The sequence below is a fragment of the Nocardia sp. NBC_00881 genome, from assembly GCF_045207455.1.
In the GTDB taxonomy this organism is placed as follows: domain Bacteria; phylum Actinomycetota; class Actinomycetes; order Mycobacteriales; family Mycobacteriaceae; genus Nocardia.
Genome location: NZ_CP108798.1, coordinates 3,792,319 through 3,810,597, shown reverse-complemented (window position 1 = coordinate 3,810,597; position 18,279 = coordinate 3,792,319). Strand labels below are relative to the sequence as shown.

Annotated in this window: 12 protein-coding genes; 6 read left to right on the top strand and 6 right to left on the bottom strand. The window is 64.3% G+C overall.

Going from position 1 to position 18,279, the window contains the following annotated elements:
* Nucleotides 1-12: 12 nt before the first annotated feature.
* Nucleotides 13-2,094, top strand: coding sequence for a class 1b ribonucleoside-diphosphate reductase subunit alpha (gene nrdE, locus OH799_RS15880; RefSeq protein ID WP_406282159.1), 2,082 nt, complete (start codon nt 13-15; stop codon nt 2,092-2,094).
* A gap of 81 nt (nt 2,095-2,175) precedes the next feature.
* Here nrdE and OH799_RS15875 read toward each other — a convergent pair whose 3' ends face one another.
* Nucleotides 2,176-3,714 (bottom strand): sulfatase-like hydrolase/transferase, encoded by a 1,539-nt coding sequence (locus OH799_RS15875; RefSeq protein WP_406280963.1) that lies wholly within the window; start codon nt 3,712-3,714, stop codon nt 2,176-2,178.
* Nucleotides 3,715-3,849: 135 nt separating this feature from the next.
* Here OH799_RS15875 and OH799_RS15870 point away from each other — a divergent pair, with 135 nt between their 5' ends.
* On the top strand, nt 3,850-4,461 hold the full coding sequence (locus tag OH799_RS15870) for a TetR/AcrR family transcriptional regulator (protein WP_406280961.1): 612 nt from the start codon (nt 3,850-3,852) through the stop codon (nt 4,459-4,461).
* Between the two features lie 544 nt (nt 4,462-5,005).
* The gene (locus OH799_RS15865; RefSeq protein ID WP_406280959.1) at nt 5,006-5,446 is read left to right on the top strand and encodes a hypothetical protein; all 441 of its coding nucleotides are present in this window, start codon (nt 5,006-5,008) and stop codon (nt 5,444-5,446) included.
* 1,068 nt (nt 5,447-6,514) lie between these two features.
* On the opposite strand, the gene OH799_RS15860 is transcribed toward OH799_RS15865, so the two are convergent.
* From OH799_RS15860 to OH799_RS15850, 3 genes are all read right to left on the bottom strand, one after another.
* Entirely contained in the window at nt 6,515-9,343 is a 2,829-nt protein-coding gene (locus OH799_RS15860) for an AAA family ATPase (RefSeq protein WP_406280957.1), read from the bottom strand.
* A gap of 219 nt (nt 9,344-9,562) precedes the next feature.
* Nucleotides 9,563-9,841, bottom strand: coding sequence for a hypothetical protein (locus OH799_RS15855; RefSeq protein ID WP_406280955.1), 279 nt, complete (start codon nt 9,839-9,841; stop codon nt 9,563-9,565).
* Between the two features lie 36 nt (nt 9,842-9,877).
* Nucleotides 9,878-11,008: a hypothetical protein gene (locus OH799_RS15850; protein WP_406280953.1), complete on the bottom strand. Its 1,131-nt coding sequence runs from the start codon at nt 11,006-11,008 to the stop codon at nt 9,878-9,880.
* 1,320 nt (nt 11,009-12,328) lie between these two features.
* Here OH799_RS15850 and OH799_RS15845 point away from each other — a divergent pair.
* Together OH799_RS15845 and OH799_RS15840 are read left to right on the top strand one after the other, a co-directional pair.
* Nucleotides 12,329-12,502, top strand: a complete 174-nt coding sequence (locus tag OH799_RS15845) for a hypothetical protein (RefSeq protein ID WP_406280951.1) — start codon at nt 12,329-12,331, stop codon at nt 12,500-12,502.
* A 180-nt stretch (nt 12,503-12,682) separates the two neighbouring features.
* On the top strand, nt 12,683-13,513 hold the full coding sequence (locus tag OH799_RS15840; protein ID WP_406280949.1) for a hypothetical protein: 831 nt from the start codon (nt 12,683-12,685) through the stop codon (nt 13,511-13,513).
* Nucleotides 13,514-13,593: 80 nt separating this feature from the next.
* On the opposite strand, the gene OH799_RS15835 is transcribed toward OH799_RS15840, so the two are convergent.
* Complete coding sequence (locus OH799_RS15835) at nt 13,594-15,591, bottom strand: hypothetical protein (protein ID WP_406280947.1); 1,998 nt, start codon at nt 15,589-15,591, stop codon at nt 13,594-13,596.
* Between the two features lie 172 nt (nt 15,592-15,763).
* Here OH799_RS15835 and mgtE point away from each other — a divergent pair, with 172 nt between their 5' ends.
* A complete protein-coding gene (gene mgtE, locus OH799_RS15830; protein WP_406280945.1) occupies nt 15,764-17,128 on the top strand; it encodes a magnesium transporter in 1,365 nt (454 codons plus the stop codon).
* A gap of 73 nt (nt 17,129-17,201) precedes the next feature.
* Here the strand turns inward: mgtE and nrdF are convergent, their stop codons facing one another.
* Nucleotides 17,202-18,164, bottom strand: coding sequence for a class 1b ribonucleoside-diphosphate reductase subunit beta (nrdF, locus tag OH799_RS15825; protein ID WP_357263833.1), 963 nt, complete (start codon nt 18,162-18,164; stop codon nt 17,202-17,204).
* Nucleotides 18,165-18,279: the final 115 nt, after the last annotated feature.

Below are 18,279 nucleotides of genomic sequence, written 5' to 3'. Positions count from 1 at the left end.
GCCCTCAACGCGATGCTGAACCTGTACGGCCCGAACGGCGAGATCCAGTTCGACAAGGACCGCGAAGCCGCTCACCAGTACTTTTTGCAGCACGTCAATCAGAACACCGTCTTCTTCCACAATCTGGACGAGAAGCTGGACTACCTGATCGATGAGAACTACTACGAGGCAGAAGTTCTCGATCAGTACAGCCGCGGGTTCATCAAGAAGCTGTTCAAGCAGGCGTACGCCAAGAAGTTCCGGTTCCCGACCTTCCTGGGCGCGTTCAAGTACTACACCTCGTACACGTTGAAGACCTTCGACGGCAAGCGCTACCTGGAACGGTTCGAGGACCGGGTGTGCATGGTCGCGCTCACCCTCGCCGCCGGTGACGAGACGCTGGCGAGCAAGCTGGTCGACGAGATCATCGAAGGCCGTTTCCAGCCCGCCACACCGACCTTCCTCAACTCGGGCAAGAAGCAGCGTGGTGAGCCGGTGTCATGCTTCCTCCTTCGCATAGAGGACAACATGGAGTCCATCGGCCGCTCGATCAACTCCGCGCTGCAGCTGTCCAAGCGCGGCGGCGGCGTCGCGTTGCTGCTGAGCAACATTCGCGAGCACGGCGCGCCGATCAAGAAGATCGAGAACCAGAGCTCAGGTGTCATCCCGATCATGAAGCTGTTGGAGGACTCGTTCTCCTACGCCAACCAACTCGGTGCGCGGCAGGGTGCGGGCGCGGTGTACCTGCACGCACACCACCCGGACATCTACCGGTTCCTGGACACCAAGCGGGAAAACGCGGACGAGAAAATCCGCATCAAGACTCTCTCGCTCGGCGTGGTGATACCGGACATCACCTTCGAGCTGGCGAAGAAGAACGAGGACATGTACCTGTTCTCGCCCTACGACGCGGAGCGGATCTACGGCAAGCCATTCGCCGACATCGACGTCACCGAGAAGTACTACGAGATGGTCGACGACAAGCGCATCCGCAAGTCGAAGATCAAGGCGCGCGAGTTCTTCCAGACCATTGCCGAGCTGCAGTTCGAATCCGGCTACCCGTACATCATGTTCGAGGACACCGTGAACCGGTCCAACCCGATCGCGGGCAAGATTACGCACTCGAACCTGTGCTCGGAAATCCTCCAGGTGTCCACGCCGTCGGAGTTCAACGACGACCTGTCCTACTCGAAGGTGGGCAAGGACATCTCGTGCAACCTCGGCTCGCTGAACATCGCCAAGACAATGGACTCACCCGACTTCGCGCAGACCATCGAGGTGGCCATCCGGGCGCTGACCGCGGTATCGGACCAGACCCATATCTACTCGGTGCCGTCGATCGAGCAGGGCAACAACTCCTCGCACGCCATCGGACTCGGGCAGATGAACCTGCACGGCTACCTGGCGCGCGAGCGGGTGCGCTACGGCTCCGAAGAAGGCATCGACTTCACCGACATCTACTTCTACACCGTTGTCTACCACGCGGTCCGGGCCTCGAACCTGATCGCGAAGGAGCGCGGCACCTACTTCGGCGGGTTCCCCGAATCGAAATACGCCAGCGGTGAGTACTTCGACAAGTACACCGAACAGGTGTGGGAGCCGAAGACCGAACGGGTCCGTCAGCTCTTCGCCGGCGCGGGCGTGCGTATCCCGACCCAGGACGACTGGCGTGAGCTGAAGGCCTCGGTCATGGCGCACGGCATCTACAACCAGAACCTGCAGGCGGTGCCGCCGACCGGCTCGATCTCCTACATCAACCACTCCACCAGCTCCATCCACCCGGTGGCTTCGAAGATCGAGATCCGAAAGGAAGGCAAGATCGGCCGCGTCTACTACCCGGCGCCCTACATGGACAACGACAACCTCGAGTACTACGAGGACGCCTACGACATCGGCTACGAGAAGATCATCGACACCTATGCCGCGGCCACCAGGCACGTGGACCAGGGCCTGTCACTGACGCTGTTCTTCAAAGACACCGCTACCACCCGCGACCTGAACCGCGCCCAGATCTACGCCTGGCGCAAGGGCATCAAGACCCTCTACTACATTCGCCTGCGCCAAATGGCTTTGGAGGGAACCGAAGTCGAGGGCTGCGTGTCCTGCATGCTGTAGTTTTGGCAGCGCCTGCGGCGCTGCGGGTTCGCGGGCGCTTATGTCTCGGCCGCGAACGTGCTCGACCCGCGTCATGCTCGATCACCGCCCGCTCGAATCAAGGGGGTGGATTTCCTGGGCTACCAGGGAATCCACCAGATCATTCAGCTGCGATACCAACCCGGCCGCGCCGCCGTTGTGGGCGAGGTTGTGCAGCTCGAGTGGATCTTCCTGACGGTCGTAGAGTTCGTATTCGAATTCCGATCGTGGTCCGTTGATGTGCAGGGGTATGGAGTAGCGGGCGAAGCTGTAGCGGGGTGTGATCGTGCCGCGCAGACAGTATTTGACGCCCGGCGTCTGTCCGCCGCTGGACTTGGCGTCCGAGGTCAGCAGGAGCGCCTCACGGACGGAACCGCCCGGGTTGGTGAGCAGTGGGGTGAGATCGCGGCCGGCAACCGGGCTCGGTGCGGCGCCGGCGAGGGTGGCCAGTGTCGGCATCAGATCGACATGTGAGGTCAGGGCGTTGACCGTGGTGCTGTGGGCGGCAGGGTTTCTCGGATCGGAGATCACGAACGGCACCCTGTTGTTCTCGCGGTAGATCATGGCGCCCTTCTGTCGGAGTCCGTGGGCGCCACCGAGTTCGCCGTGGTCGGCAACTTTGACCACGACGGTGTTGCCCGAGCCGCCGCTACGGTCGAGGGCGGCGAGCACCGAGCCCATGAGTTCGTCGGTGCGCCGCAGCAACTCCAGATACCAGTTACCCCATTGCTGCCACTGCCGCCGCCCGAGCGGTGAGGTGACCTCGCCCGGCATCAGTCCACCGACAGCCTCGTTCATAGTGCGCCACACGTTCTGCACCGCCGGTTTGGTCGACAGATCGGATTCGAAGTTCGGCGGCACGTCGGCGCCGTAGTCGGGAACATCCTCGAGGCGGTAGAAGCGTGGGCAGTACATCATGTCGTGCGGGTTGACCATGCTGACCACACACAGCCACGGCTCGGTGTCGTTGCCGTGGCGCTGCAGCCAGTCGACCGCATGGTCGACGACACCAGGATCCTCCTGCGAGCCCTCATCAGGGCTACCGCCGGAGAGGATGTCGAAGGCTTCGTCGAACCCGTAGGCCGACAACGCCGTCAGATTCGTGCCGATGGGCTCGGACAGATGCCATTTGCCGATGTAGGCGGAGCGATAGCCTGCCTTCTTCAGCACCGTCCCGAGCGTCGGGATCCCGGTGTCGAGGTTGGGACTCCAGGCATGCATTGGACTCAGGACCGTGCCCATCAGATCGTTGCCCAGCACGTTGTCGGTCATCCCGTTCACCGGAGCCTGCAGGCCGGTGAAGAACGCCGAGCGCGCTGGTGAGCACGGCGCTGTCGGCGTGTGGTGCATGGCGAATCGCACCCCGTTGGCCTCGACTCTAGCGCGCGCTGGCAGTGTGAAATCCACTGGCAGAACGACATCCGCACGCTCCTGATCGGTCATGATCACCAGAATGTTCGGCCGCACGGCCGGGGCTGACGACACGGTCGGGGCCAGCGCGCCCAGGATCGGCAGAGCCACCGGCGCTGCCGCCATGGTCGCGAGCACTTGGCGTCTGCTGAGGTGCCGATGTGTATCGGTCGGCTGATCGGGTGTGGGCATAGCGGTGGAACCTTCCTGCAGTGAGCGACAGCGACTGTGCCGCCGTGAGTTCGACGCCCGTCATAACTGATTGATTGATGAATTTATTCAGTTACACTGTAACGGTTCGGCATGCGTCCGAGCTAATGTTCAGAAATGCCACGACCCCGGACAGCGCCGACGACCCGTGGCGAACAGACACGTCAACTAATCCTCGACATCGCCACCCGCCGGTTCGCCGATCAGGGCTTCCGCAACACCTCCGTCGCGGCGGTGGCCCGCGACCTCGGCCTCGCCCCGTCGGCGGTGTACTTCCACTTCGCCGACAAGGAAGCGCTGTTCATCGCGGCGTTCGACCGCGACGCCGGGCGTCTGTCCGACGACGCCCTAGCCCTACCCGGCACTATGGACGCCGAGTACTGGCAGCAGGTCGTCGCCCGGTTCATAACCCAGCTCGACACCTATCCGCTGGTGCAGCGAGTGCTCAGCGGCCACGAGCCGGAACTGCTCGCCAGACTCGTCGACGGCGACGTGCCGCGACGCATCCGCACCGCCCTCGAAGCATCGCTGCGCGCCGGCCAGCAATCCGGCGACGTCACCGGCGACCTCGATCCACACGACACCGCGGTAGCTCTGGAGGCCATCTTCACCTCGGTCGTCATCACAGTGGTACAAGTCGGCGGAACGGGCAGGTCCGAACGCCTCGACGCGATCGCGCGCTTCGTACGGACAGCCATCATGACAACCGATGTCGGCCCATCTGCATGAGCACATAGCCCAAGCAACGCTATCCAGGTTCCGTGGGACAGGCCAGGGGGGCGGATCGTTGTGGGGTGCACCCCCGTGAGAGCCGCGGCCAGGCTGTCCCGCGCCGGTTCGCACTTGCCAATCGTTAAGGTTTCGGCAAGGTCGAACGGCGACGATTGTTTCGCGCCGTACCCACGAAGGATTCTTGGACTTCACCCACATACGTGGATCGCGCGCTCGATCGCTGAGCGACGGGTCGAGCGGGTGAAATGCTGGACGCTCGAGTCCCGAATAGCTATGTGCCACACCGTTATTCTTTCGACTCGAACAGGAGCCGTGATAACCACCACCCAAAACTGCTGCTACAGGGTCATCGAGACGCGGACTACGCTTACCGGGCGTCTGCGCCGCGATACCGCGGACGCTGGAAACTCATGAAGGAGTGTCATGTTCCGGGTGATCATGAGCACCTGTGCCGCCGTTCTTCTCGACGTCCTGCTCATCAGTATCGTCGTCAACTGACTCTTCGGTGCTGGCGAGGCTGACCGAGGGGAGAATATGTGAATTGGTCAGCGACGAGTCGATCGAGAAAACGTTGAACGTCGAGGTCGCGAGCCGGGAAGGGGAGAAAAGGGGTGTGGGGTCCATCGTGTCCTACGATTGTCGATACGACACGGGACTTCTTTCGAATTTCTCTACAGAAGTCAGAGCCACCTCCATGGATGGGGCCGACCAGGAGCTGCTGGATTCGGCGTTCAAAACGCTCGAAGACGACAGAACCGTCGGTGACTACCAGCGTGTGACAGGTATCGGCGCTCTCGCCGGCTTCGGCCGCAACGCGATCATCGGCAAGGACCTGGAGGCCTGGGATCTGGCGGTGGTTATGACTATCGGTGGTGAACGCCTGCTCGTCACAGCGTCAACGCATGGGCAAGTGGAGCTGGACCAGCTGAAGACTCTGGCCGAGGAATTTCTGACGAACCTGGAATCAGCAGTGGGTACGTGAGCGGTGCTGCCGAACCCACCACGGGACCGGTTGCGGGCCGACGCACTTCTTGTCGACCATGAGCTCGCTGAGTGTGAAGGTCTTCGTTCCGTCTTCGGCGGTAAACCCTCCCGGAACAGCTGTTCGAGTCGAAGTCGTTGCGAGCCATTCGTAGACAGCGGTTGTGTCGTCCGAGTTCATGTGGTCCATCGCATCGACCGTGGCGAAGATCGGTATGGTGCCGGCTGGATCGCCCGCAGCCAGTGCCGGACGCGCTTGACGACCAAGCCCCGGTACCGGTCGCGTCTTCGGCAGCAGCGTGGTCTGCCCGTCTAGCGCGGCCAGCTCGAAGGCCAAGGCGTCGGCGACGAGCTGCGCCGTGAGCCGGTCGCACCGGGGAGCGTCGCCAGAGCATCGGGCAGCGCGTTACCTGTCACCGTGGGACTTCCAGGCTATTCGCACCGTGCTCGGTCACGGTTCGGGGGCTGACTCACCTGGGCTCGGTGCCACTTCAGGTAACGGTTCAGGATGTCCAGAGTCGCCGGCAAGGCAGGGGGCGCATCGTGTGCTGGACGTCGTCATCGACAAAGACTCTCATGCCACGGTTTCGCGCGGACTCCACGAATAATTCGGCGGCCGACCGTTCGGCTCTGTAATCCAACGGTGGGTATCCGTGGAATTCGACCCGTATGTGGCGTTGTTTATCAATCGGATTCATTGGGATTATCTCACTGATGAGGGCGCGCGTGGCATGCTGAGCGGCGTGCGTCGCGGAAGGCCTGTCGCCTTCGCCATCCGTCATGACGTTCTCCTCCGCTCCGAGACTCGTACACGAGTGGTTGTGCAGCTACCAACCTGCGCCTGTTGGTGCCGAGAAACATCCGCCATGAGACGTAGCATCAAGAATTTCTTGCCGGCCCGTCACAGAACCTGTGTACGAAGCCCACGTTGCTGGGCTCGGACAAGCGAGTGCAGTGCCCGTCACGCAGACCGGGGCCGGAGGCACCCGCGGGACCCGGCGTGAGGACTCACGATCGAGGGAATCCACAGGTCAGGTGTGGTTTCACGGTCTGGCCCGAAGTTCGGTCCTCAGGCTTTGCCCGCGACCTCTATTGCCACCTGTACGCGAGAACTCAACCCGAGCTTGGCCAGGATGCTGGACACATGTGACTGCACCGTACGCCGGGACAAGAACATTCGGTCGGCGATATCCGAGTTCGACAGCCCCTGAGCCACCGAGTGGGCGACCTTCTGCTCGGTGGGAGTCAGCGCCGTCCACCCAGTTTTCGGCCGCCCGCGCGGACCACGCCTGCCGCGTCGGATCCCGTGCTGACGTAGCCGTGCCTCAGCTCGAGCAATATCCCACTCGGCGTCGAGGTCCCCGTACAGATCAATGGCGGAGTCCAAGGCCGATCGAGCCTCGGCCGTTCGTTCGGAGGTGGCGAGGACCACAGCGAGGTTCTCCTGCGCCTGGCCTTCGTACAACGGCCGGCCCGCGATACGGAAGCACTCCGCGGCCTCCGCGAGCAGTTCCGGGCGGCGGTCGGACAAGCCTCGGCACAGCAGTGCGGTGCCTCGCCTACTGGGCGTTGCCTGGCGCGTCACGAGCAGCTCGGCAGCCGCGGTAACCGCCGCCGCGATGTCGTTCGCGCCGCATGTCGCCGCCAGTCGCGCCACATCGGGGTAGACGATGTACAACGTGGAGGCGGTCAACCCCGCCGCGACTCGGCCACACATCCCCCACAAGATTTCCAACGCTTGGTCCGGTCGCCCTTGCGACTCGTGGGCCAGCGCCTGAACCAATGGTCGGAACTGTAGGTAGCCGCGGCTACCCAACCGATCGTCCACGTCCGGAATCGTGTCGGGATCGCTGACGAACGTTCCTCGGTGCACCGCGATCAGCGCGGCTTGACTATGCGCGACGTTGGCGTAACCGAAGATGTCGGGCGCCTCCAGGCAGGCGTGAATCTCGGCCAACCCATCCTCCCAGCGCCCCTCGAGATAGTTCAGTCGAGCACGGGCGAGCAGATTCGAGGCGAGATACACACCGCCGTGCGGTATCGCGACATTCAGTGCCTCATCCGCCTCGATGGATCGATCGAGTTCGATCAGACAGTGGACGAGCAATACGTAAGGATCGAACTGGTCTGAGTGGTCCTGACCCCGAATCCCCGTCTCGTAGGCGACCACGACCCGGTTGGCCAGTTCCAACGCGCGGTCGAGATATCCCTCGGTGTAGCGAAGCGCGCCGAGGGTGAGATAGCCGAATCCACTTGCCACCTTGTCATCGCAGGCGTCACCGACCGACACCGCGCGCGTCGCCGCCTCCTCGGCTGCGGCGAAGTCCTCGAGAAAGAAGGAAGTGAGGGCACGAAAGCCGTGGTGGCGACCCTGCTCCTGCTGAGAAAGACCTGGTTGAGCCAGAGTGGCCTCGGTAACGGCGACCGCCTCCCTGAGATTGCCCCGGCCGAAGCATGCCTGAGCCAGCAACCACCGCAATCCGTCCGCGCTCTGGCGGTCCGCGGAGGGTAGGGCCGCCAGAGCGTTTCGCGCAGCGGTTTCCGCCTCCTCTGCCCGGCCGCTCCACAGCAGCGCTTGGATGTGCCGCATCCGCACGATGTCTCGGTCGGCGGAATCGACATTCGAGGTGGTCGCCGCGCGTTCGAGCAGGCTGACGGCCAGCTCTGGAGCGCGAATGATCAATAGGCCGGCCGCCCCGATCAACCACTCGAGACTGCGGTTGTCCAGTGGGCCCGAACCGGCGGTCAGACAGTTGGCGACACGTTCTACCGGGGCGTCCATCGAGATCAACACCTGCGCGGTCCGCAACTGCAGGCTGCGGCGGGTGGATTCCGGCACCTGGTCCGCGAACACCTGCCAAATCAGGTCGTGCCGAAAAGCTAGTTCTCCGTTCGAGCGAATCAGGATGCCCGCGTCCATAGCTTCGCTGATGGCGTTCCAGATATCGATGACTGGGCCGCCCAATACTTCGGCGAGTTCCACCGCCTCCACCTGCGGGCCGAGCGCTGCCGCCACCGCCAGCACGCGTCTGGCAGCTTCGGACAGGAAGTCCAGCCGTTGCACGATCGCCTCGGACAGTGACGCCGGAAGCCGAGTCTTGCGAGATTCGTCGGAGGCGCCGCCATCGACGGAGGTCGCGATGCCGTCGACAATGGTGATTCTGGCCGCTCGGACCAGACCGGCCACGAGTTCGGTCACGTACAGCGGGTTGCCACCCGCGCCCGTCATCACCGCCGTCAGCTCAGGTCCGGGCTTGGCACCGAGCTGGTTTCGCACCAGGGCATCCACCTCGTTGCCGGCAAAGGGACGAAGATGCATCCGCTCCGCGCCCCGGTCATCGAGATCGCTCAGCAATCGGGACATACTCGTCCCCCGGGGCAACGGGCGTGCCGCGAGCATCATCAACAGGGGAAGCTCCGAGACGATCTCCGCGATACTCCGCACTACAAGAAGGCTCGACGGATCGGCCCACTGGAGATCGTCCAGGATCACCGCCACCGGCCCGTCGGCACACAGCCCTTCGACCAGCGCCAGTATGGCCTCGACAACCACGAACTCGTGGCTGATCGCCCCGTCGTCACGCACGCCCTCGCCCCGCAGCAGAGTGCGAACGCGCTCCGTCAGCGGGTGTTGCGTTCCCCGATCGGTCGATAGGCAAGAACGCACCGCCGCGAAAGGAATGTGCTGTTCCAGCTCTCTGGCGGCACCCCGGAACACCTGCAAACCCCGCGATTCGGCCAGCTGCCCGGTTTGGTCCAGCAGGGTTGTCTTGCCGATACCGGGCTCGCCATCGACCCACACCATTGCGCCTCGGCCCGCCGCGGCCTGCTCGATGAGGACCGAGACCTGCCCCAGCTCGCTCACCCGACCGACGAATTGGGCAGTTGCTCGCCGCACCCCGCAAGTCTAGACCCCGCGAAACCAGGTACGGCGATCCAAGCATTTGGCGTCCGCCCCCCCTGAGTAGTCGCAACGCCCACTGCCGAGGTTCTCCGCCGATGGCGATCTGAAGGCGTAGCTCGGGCCGGGGTGTTCGGCAAGTCGGTCCCGGCCCCGGAGAGGAGGCGGAGCCCGGCGACGGAATGGAGAGCGGTTCCGCCACGACGCGGCCGGGGATCAGTTCAAGAGCTCCCAGGTGGAGTCCTTCAGGATGTAGCGGCGGCCGACGCCGTGCTTGACAGCACCATCCTCTGTGTAGAGGTCGGCGTCGTCGCCCTCCGCGACCAGGGTACCCGAGACCTCGACGGTCTTGTATTCGTCCGCTCCACTCCATTCGTCGAGTCCGTCGATGTAGACAAGGGATCTCGGGCCGCACATCACAATCGCCCCGTACATCGAATTCTCGGCAATGCCGAACAAGGTAACCTCTTCGTTCAGGTATTCTTCGAAATTCATCGTTCCTCGCTGGTGGGCGGTAGGTTTGCATCGACCTTATATAACGCTCCGGATGCTGAGCCCGTACACGCGACTATCGTAGTACGCGCCGAATATTCTGCCACCATAGCTATGGAGATCTTCCTCCCGGCTCAGATAGACCTTCATCGGACCACCCATCGGCCCCGGATCGTCGCGCCGCGGGTCGCCGGGACGGTACTCCATGTGATTGGCATCTGCCCAAAGGCCCGGCGCCACCTCCGTATTGAAGTCGAAGTTCCCCATGCCCGCGGCCTTCGAAAAGTTGAGATCTCGCGACATATTTACCTGGCCGGTGACCGGATCCGGCTCGAATGCTGCAGGGTTCGGCGCGGTCGCCACCGGCCACGGCCTGCCCGTGTCGGGGTTGATCAATACTCTTCCAAGATTATCGCGCGCGACATCCTGACCGGAATAGAAGTCCTTAGCCCACGTGACCACATCCCAGGTCGCCGGGTTCCCGGCCGGGAGGAATTGTGCTTCCAACCCGCGCACCCGCGCAAGCACCGAATCCTCATTCTTCATACGTATAAATTCTTCCTTGTTCGCCGGCCCGCGTGCAATAACGTCCTCGATCCTCCTCTTGACATCCCGGACCAGATCCAGGCTGCGTTTACTGTGCTCGCCCTGCGCCGCGGCCCGCTCAGCGAGCAGGCTCCGCCTTTCCTCTGGAGTGAGACTGATTTTCGCGGCCGCCGCTCGGTCCTGTTCGCGACGTTTTTCGACGAGTGTCTTCAAACGATCGACCTCGGCCTTGGCCTTACTCACTTCAGGCGACGACCGCTGGGACCTACCCAGCCCTTTCTTGGCATCCCGAAGCTGTTCTTCCGCCTTCCGCAGCGACTTCTTTGCCTGGTTCAGGTTATTGTTGGCTTGTTCCAAGGGCGCCAATTTCTCGTCAGCCTTGAACTGCCTGGGGTAGGTTGTCGGATCACTGAAGACCAGGTTGTACTGCGGGTGACCGGGAACACCGGCCAACGTGCTCGCGATACCGACGCATCCCCACTCCAGTGTCGCAAGCTCTTGGGGCGTCATCTTCCGGCCGATCTTCGCCTCCCACCTCTGGACAATCTCGTCCTTGGTGAACGCGCGCGTCCTGTGGCCGTCGAGCGGTGGCAGGAATTCCCGATTCGACCAGTCGCCCTCCACCCGCAGTACTCCAGGTTGAGCCCCCAAGCGGGCGCGCTCCTCCGGACTGAGCGCAGCCCTCGCCTCCTCTGCGGCTTTGGCCTGGGCGTCCTCCGCGCGTGCAGCGCGGGGCTCTTCGCGGGGGCGGGGTGGTGTTGGCTCTTCGCGGGGGCGGGGTGGTGTTGGCTCTTCGCGGGGGCGGGGTGGTGTTGGCTCTTCGCGGGGGCGGGGTGGTGTTGGCTCTTCGCGGGGGCGGGGTGGTGTTGGCTCTTCGCGGGGGCGGGGTGGTGTTGGCTCTTCGCGGGGGCGGGGTGGTGTTGGCTCTTCGCGGGGGCGGGGTGGTGTTGGCTCTTCGCGGGGGCGGGGTGGTGTTGGCTCTTCGCGGGGGCGGGGTGGTGTTGGCTCTTCGCGGGGGCGGGGTGGTGTTGGCTCTTCGCGGGGGCGGGGTGGTGTTGGCTCTTCGCGGGGGCGGGGTGGTGTTGCTTCTTCGCGGGGGCGGGGTGGTGTTTCCTCTCCGCGAGGCGGTCTGCCGCTCGGACTAGCGGGTTCTTCATGGCCTTCGGGCCGTTCACGTGACCACGGTGTAGCAGCGGGCTCCTCGCCTGGCTGGGTGACCGCGTCGCGTAGTCGGGCTGCGGCATCGTGGCCTGGTTGGGCTAGTGCATCGTGCAGCCGGGCTGCCGCGTCATCGCGTAGCCGTGTCATCGCGTCGCGTAGTCGGGCTGCCTCGTCTGCGCGTGAGGTAGCCGGCGCATCGACGCGGGGCCGGGCTGCCGCACCCTCGCCTGGCTGGGGCACCGCGTCGCGTAGTCGGGCTGCGGCATCGTGGCCTGGTTGGGCTAGTGCATCGTGCAGCCGGGCTGCCGCGTCATCGCGTAGCCGTGTCATCGCGTCGCGTAGTCGGGCTGCCTCGTCTGCGCGTGAGGTCGCCGGTGCATCGGCGCGTGGCGGGGTCGCGTCGGGGTGGTGTTGTGGGGTTGCGTTCGGGTGGTGTTGTGGGGTTGCGTTCGGGTGGTGTTGTGGGGTTGCGTTCGGGTGGTGTTGTGGGGTTGCGTTCGGGTGGTGTTGTGGGGTCGCTTGCTGGCGAGGCCCAGTCGAGGAGCCGTCTTCGCCGGACTGTGCCCCCTGTTTACGCGCCGCAGACGATGTCCCCTCTTCGTCTCGTCCTGCTTTGGTTCCCGGCGTCGGTTCGTCGGATGATCGGGTGGTGCCGGCACCCTCCGGCGACGATGGCGACGAGTTGCCAGGCTGCCCGTTGTTCGGCGATCCGTTCGTTTCACCGTCCGGCGATCCTTTTGTTCCACCGTCCGACGATTCGCTTGTTGTGGTTTTGGCAGGGGTGTGTGGCAACACCGGCCGGGCGAAGACGGAGGCCGCGCCGACGAATCCACCGGCGATGCCGGTGATGAGAGCTCCCTTGATTTCCTGCTCGGAAGGTATGTGGCCGGAGACCACCATCTGCGCCCCGACGCCTGCGACGCCACCCGCGACCCCGCCGACCCCGCCGATCAGTAGCCCCGCGCTGACTTGGGCACCGTATCTCGCCCCATTCGATGTCGGGTTCCGGAAGACCTTGGAGACGGCGTTGTTGATGCGAGGTGCGAAACGTGAGGCCACGCGAACACCCACACCACCGGCGATGCCACCGACGATCGCGGCGTCACCCACTTGATCCCATTCGATATCGCCGTCGCCGTGACCGAGCACCATTTCCTGATAGAACTGGGCGCCGGCGTTGACTATCGCATTGGTCCCCGCGCCGATCGCGACGCCGATCGCCGTGACCTTGGCAAGGGGTATACCTTTGCGGTGGGCCATGGCTTGCGCCCCGGCTCCCTTGATCTTGTTGAGCAGTTCGTTGCGGCCGATCCGCATTGTCGTGTCGGCGGCGGCTTTGTCCTCAGCGGCTTTGAGCGCGCCGGGTGCGAGCAGCGCGACGTCCACAGCCAGTTGCGCGAGCAGAGCGAATCCGGTGCCGATTATCAGCAGTTTGGTGAATTCGATGTTGTTCGCGTTCTCATAGCACTGTTGGGCCATGTTGTCGGCATACGCGGCCTGGTTGCGCAAATCGTCGCCGAGCTGCGAGTTCCGACCTGCTTTGGCCTCGCCGGTGACGCCTTGGGTCGCTGCCTTCTCGGCTTCTGCCAAGGTGTCGTGGCGCTTCGCGAGGGCGATGCATGTGTCGGCGGTATCCGACCAACTGTCGCCGAGTCGGCGGCAGGCATCCTCGTCGCCCTTGGGCCAATACCCCAGCACGCTGTTGACCAGCCAGTCTGGGAACTCCGGTGGAATCTGCAGCGTCACGACGGTTTACTCCGGCAGCGCGGTGCGCTCCACGGCCACGGCGGTACCCTCCGGAACGGCATCCGAATCGTCTGGTGCCGCGACATCGGCGGCGACAGCCAGTTCCATGGCGAACGTGCGGCGCGCTGTCGCGACCAGATCACTCGGGATGTCCGGGTGGGCGAAGGCGATTGCGATCAGCGACTTGTCGGTGTCCGGGCCGAGTCCCACGTGTGCGCGTAGTGGTCTGCCTACGACCGCTGCGGCGAGTTCGGCCTCGAACGTGTCGCGTCGTTCGTCTATGGTGTATCGGTTACCGAGTCTCACGACCTCGCCCCCGAGTGTCGCCGCGCCGTGTCGATGAGTAACTGGTGCAACACTTTCGCTGGTTGCCGCGCGCCTGGCCCGTTCAGCTGGACCTCGGCGAACGCGTCGGCCAAGGCCATACCGGGGTCGAAACGGCCCTCATAGAATCCGTAGCTACTCAACTGGCCGCGCCACTGCCGGTCGCCGCTGACCGCCGCGTCCTCGTGCTCGGCGCCGTGAGTTCGCGTGTAGTCGGCGATCAATACTTTCTCCGCCGTCTGGCGGGCTCCGAAGCCGCCGGCGACATCGAGCGCATGTCCGAGTTCACGGACGATCGTCGAGTACACCGGTCGTCTGTCCGATCCTGGCGCGAGCGCTCCCGATAGCGTTGCGGCACGAACATATTCGGCGAACTTCCCTGGATCGCGGGCGACAAGAGTGTTGAGTGTGATCCGGCGGGTGAACGCTTCCGGGCCGGCGGAACCCGCGACCCAATCCCACTCGAGCCGAGCGACCTCCTCGCCGCAGTCCGCGACCGCGATCTGGCGAACGTCGAGGTAGGGATGTCCGCTGAGTACATCATCGATCGCGGCGGCAATCTCGCGAACTGTGTGCTCATCGACACCGGGAGTATCGAACCCGACGACTTCCAGATCGTGCCGATCCGACAACTCTCGCGCGATTCCGGCGTTGTTGTCGTCGCCCGTGCCGTTGATCACCCACGGGTGCGGCGATACGGATTTCGGTTCGATGACACGGGATTTCGACTTCCGCGCCGACGGGGACGGCGCGAAATTCCGGGCGGGGGAGTCGGGCATTCTCGGCATGCCGGGGCTGGACCCCTGATTATTAGGTGCGGAAACCCTCGGTGGAGTGTTGTTTTCGGGCGCGGTTTTCGACCATGGCGTATTCGCCTGTTTGCGGTCGGTCGACGGACCATCGCCCGATGCGGCAGTGATATTCGGCCGGGGCGCGGCCGGGCGTGCGGTATCGCGGGCAGCGGGTAGAGCGGTCGAGCCCGGCGCAGGCGCGAGGTTGTTCGGATTCCCACCGGTCGGGTTGTCGGCGGTGTCATCTGGTGTAGGAGCAGCAGGTTCAGCGTTCCCGGGCGCAGTCGGAGTCTGCGGCGTGCCGGATGGCTGCGAACTGTCCGGGGAACCGTTCGGCCCGCCTGCCGTGCCGGAAGGGTTTGTATCGAACGGATGAGGGTCTGTATCGAACGGATAAGGAGTTGTGTCGGACGGGTTCGAAGCGGCCTCGGCGCTTGGGTCCGAACCAGCTGGAGCTGGCGTGGGTTCGGGGGAGGAGATCGGGAAATCCGGATATCCGGACCCATTGAGGCCCTGATCCGTCGGCGAGACCGAACGGAGGCCGGTCCTCTGGTCTGCCGCATCACGTATCAGGCGGCCGCCGTCCTGATCATTGTCGTGGAAGTCATCGGCGATGCCTGCGACGACTTTTCCCTCTTCACGGAGACTCTGAACCGTCTTCTCCAGGCTCTCTACTGCTTTCTCCGCATCCGCCAGGTATGTCTCCTCGAATGAGCGACCGGGGTCGTCTTCGCCCCAGCATTTTCCCTCGCGCTCGATACTGGCTTTCAGCCGCGCGAGGGCCTGATGCGCTAGGTCGCCGATGGTCTCGTACTCCGGGACCAGCGATCGAAGCTGATCGTCGTCGATCCGCAGAGACTGCCCCACGCTCGCCTCCTCCCTTGTCCTCAGCTCATTTTCGCGCCCGCCGACGTGGTTTCCCGAGAGTGGGAAGGCGCCGCGCGCTGCGTGATGTGGTGCCGTACCGGCAGCTGTTCGGCGCGCAGCCTGATCCGATTCCCGAGCGGGTGCGGCCACGTCCCAACCCGGGGCGACGTCGCACGTGCGGTGGCGGCGACCGCCGAGCCCGCGAAGCCGGTGTGCGTAACGGCGATCACCGTGGTGAGACTGGCGCCGAAGCCATGTATTCTGCGTAAGGACGGTTCTCGTCCTTAGGGTGTTTTCTTGAATGGTGCGGGCGTCCAAGTCCGCGGCAGCGACGAGAAGGAGGTGGGGTTGCGATGCGCAGCGAACCTCCCAGTCGAACGCCGCGCGGCGCCGCCCCTTCGCATTTCTAGATAGTCGCGACGGTGGGGGCCGGCGCCCGCGGTGTGAATCTCGCGTTCTCCATTCACTCACGCAATGTGCTGAGGTCCCCATGTCGCAGACCGACATCATCGAAGTACGTCCGACGCTGTCCGAATCCCTGCAGGACATCGTCGAAAGCCACCGTGTGGCCGCCGCGCTCGACTGGCTCGACAACCATCCGCCGCACGTCATCGCCGACCAACTCGCCCGCATGGACGCGGTGCGGGCCGGGATGGCATTCCGGCTGCTCGACAAAGACCTGGCGCTGGCCGTCTTCGAGGAACTCGAGCCGGTGGATCAGCAGCAGATCTTGCAGAGCCTGCGCGACCAGAACTTCCGCGACCTGGTCGAGGGCATGGCACCCGACGACCGGGCCCGCATGTTGCGCGAAGCGCCCGCCAAAGTCGCCAAGAAGGCGTTGGCCGGGCTGAGCCCGCGCGAGCGACGGATCACCGCGAGCCTGCTCGGCTACCCGGAGGGCTCCGCGGGGCAGTACATGACGCCCGAGGTGGTGGCGCTGCCGCGCGCCCTGACCGTCGCCGAGGCGCTCGGCATGGTGCGGGCCAAGGGCGGCAACGCCGAGACGGTGTACACGCTGCCCGTCGTCGACTCGGGTAGGCGCCTGACCGGCATCGTCGAACTACGCGAGCTGGTGCTCAGCGAGCCGGACACGATGGTGTCGGAACTAGTCGTCACGGAACCGGCTTTCGCGCGCGCCACCGACTCCGCGGAGAAGGCCGCCCGGTTGATGCGCGAGACCAACGACATCAACCTGCCGGTCGTCGACAGCGAGGACCGGCTAGTGGGGCTGCTCACCATCGATGACGCGGTCGAGGTGATCGAAGCCGCCGACAGTGAGGACGTGGCTCGGCAGGCGGGCTCGGCGCCGTGGGAGGGCCACTACATGGCGGCCGGGGTGTTCCAGCTGGCCCGCTATCGCGCGCTGTGGCTGCTGCTGTTGCTGTTCGCCGCGACCCTCACGGTGAGCGTGACCGACTTCTTCGAGGGCACCCTGCGGCAGGCCGCGCACCTCGCGCTGTTCATTCCGCTGCTGATCGGGGCGGGCGGCAACGCGGGCGCGCAAGCCGCGACCGCCTGCGTGCGTGCGCTGGCCGTCGGCGAGGTCAGGGTGTCGGACCTGCTCAAGGTGATCTGGCGGGAATGCCGGGTCGGGCTGGTGCTCGGATCGCTGCTGGCCGCCGCGGGCCTGGTGATCGGCGCCCTGTTCGTCGGACCGCGCATCGCCCTGGTCGTCGGCATCACGCTGGTCCTGATCTGTGGCTGGGCCGCCACCATCGGCGGCACCATGCCGCTGCTGGCCAAGAAGCTGCAGATCGATCCCGCGGTCGTCTCCGCGCCGATGGTCACCACTCTGGTGGACGCCACCGGCCTGATCATCTACTTCACCACAGCAAAGCTCGTCCTCGGGATCTGAGGCGAATCATCGCCGCGGACACATCCGGCCCGGTCCCGAGCGGGCCGAGCCGGATGCGGTCGGTGCGGAAGGCTCAGAACTCCCAATCCTCGTCTTCGGTGTTGACGGCCTTGCCGATCACGTAGCTCGAGCCCGAGCCGGAGAAGAAGTCGTGGTTCTCGTCGGCGTTGGGGGACAGCGCCGAGAGGATGGCCGGGTTCACGTCGGTTTCGTCCTTCGGGAACAAGCCCTCGTAGCCGAGGTTCATCAGCGCCTTGTTGGCGTTGTAGCGCAGGAACTTCTTGACGTCCTCGGTGAGGCCCACCTCGTCGTAGAGGTCCTGGGTGTATTCGACCTCGTTGTCGTAGAGCTCGAACAGCAGCTCGAAGGTGTAGTTCTTCAGCTCGTCGCGCTCGGTCTGGCTGACCAGTTCCAGGCCCTTCTGGTACTTGTAGCCGATGTAGTAACCATGGACCGCTTCGTCTCGGATGATCAGCCGGATCATGTCGGCGGTGTTGGTGAGCTTGGCCCGCGACGACCAGTGCATCGGCAAGTAGAAGCCGGAGTAGAACAGGAAGCTCTCCAGCAGCGTGGAGGCAACCTTGCGCTTGAGCGGATCGTCGCCGTTGTAGTACGCCAGCACGATCTCCGCCTTGCGCTGCAGGTTGCGGTTCTCCTCCGACCAGCGGAACGCCTCGTCGATCTCGCGGGTGGAGCACAGCGTGGAGAAGATCGAGCTGTAGCTCTTGGCGTGCACCGACTCCATGAACGCGATGTTGGTGAGCACCGCCTCTTCGTGCGGGGTGAGCGCGTCCGGGATCAGGCTCACCGCGCCGACCGTGCCCTGAATGGTGTCCAGCAGGGTGAGGCCGGTGAAGACCCGCATGGTCAGTTGCTTCTCGTCGGCGGTCAGGGTGTTCCACGAGGGAATATCGTTGGAGACCGGGACCTTTTCCGGCAGCCAGAAGTTGCCGGTCAGCCGGTCCCAGACCTCGGCATCCTTTTCGTCGGGCACCCGATTCCAGTTGATGGCCGACACCCGATCGATCAGTTTCATCCTGTCTCCACGCCTTTCCCGAGCATGCTTCTGTTAGGGGATGCCTACCCTTGGAACACTACTCCTTGTGGGTGACGAGTCCATGTAGCACAACACCTTGTGTCGCCACGGTATG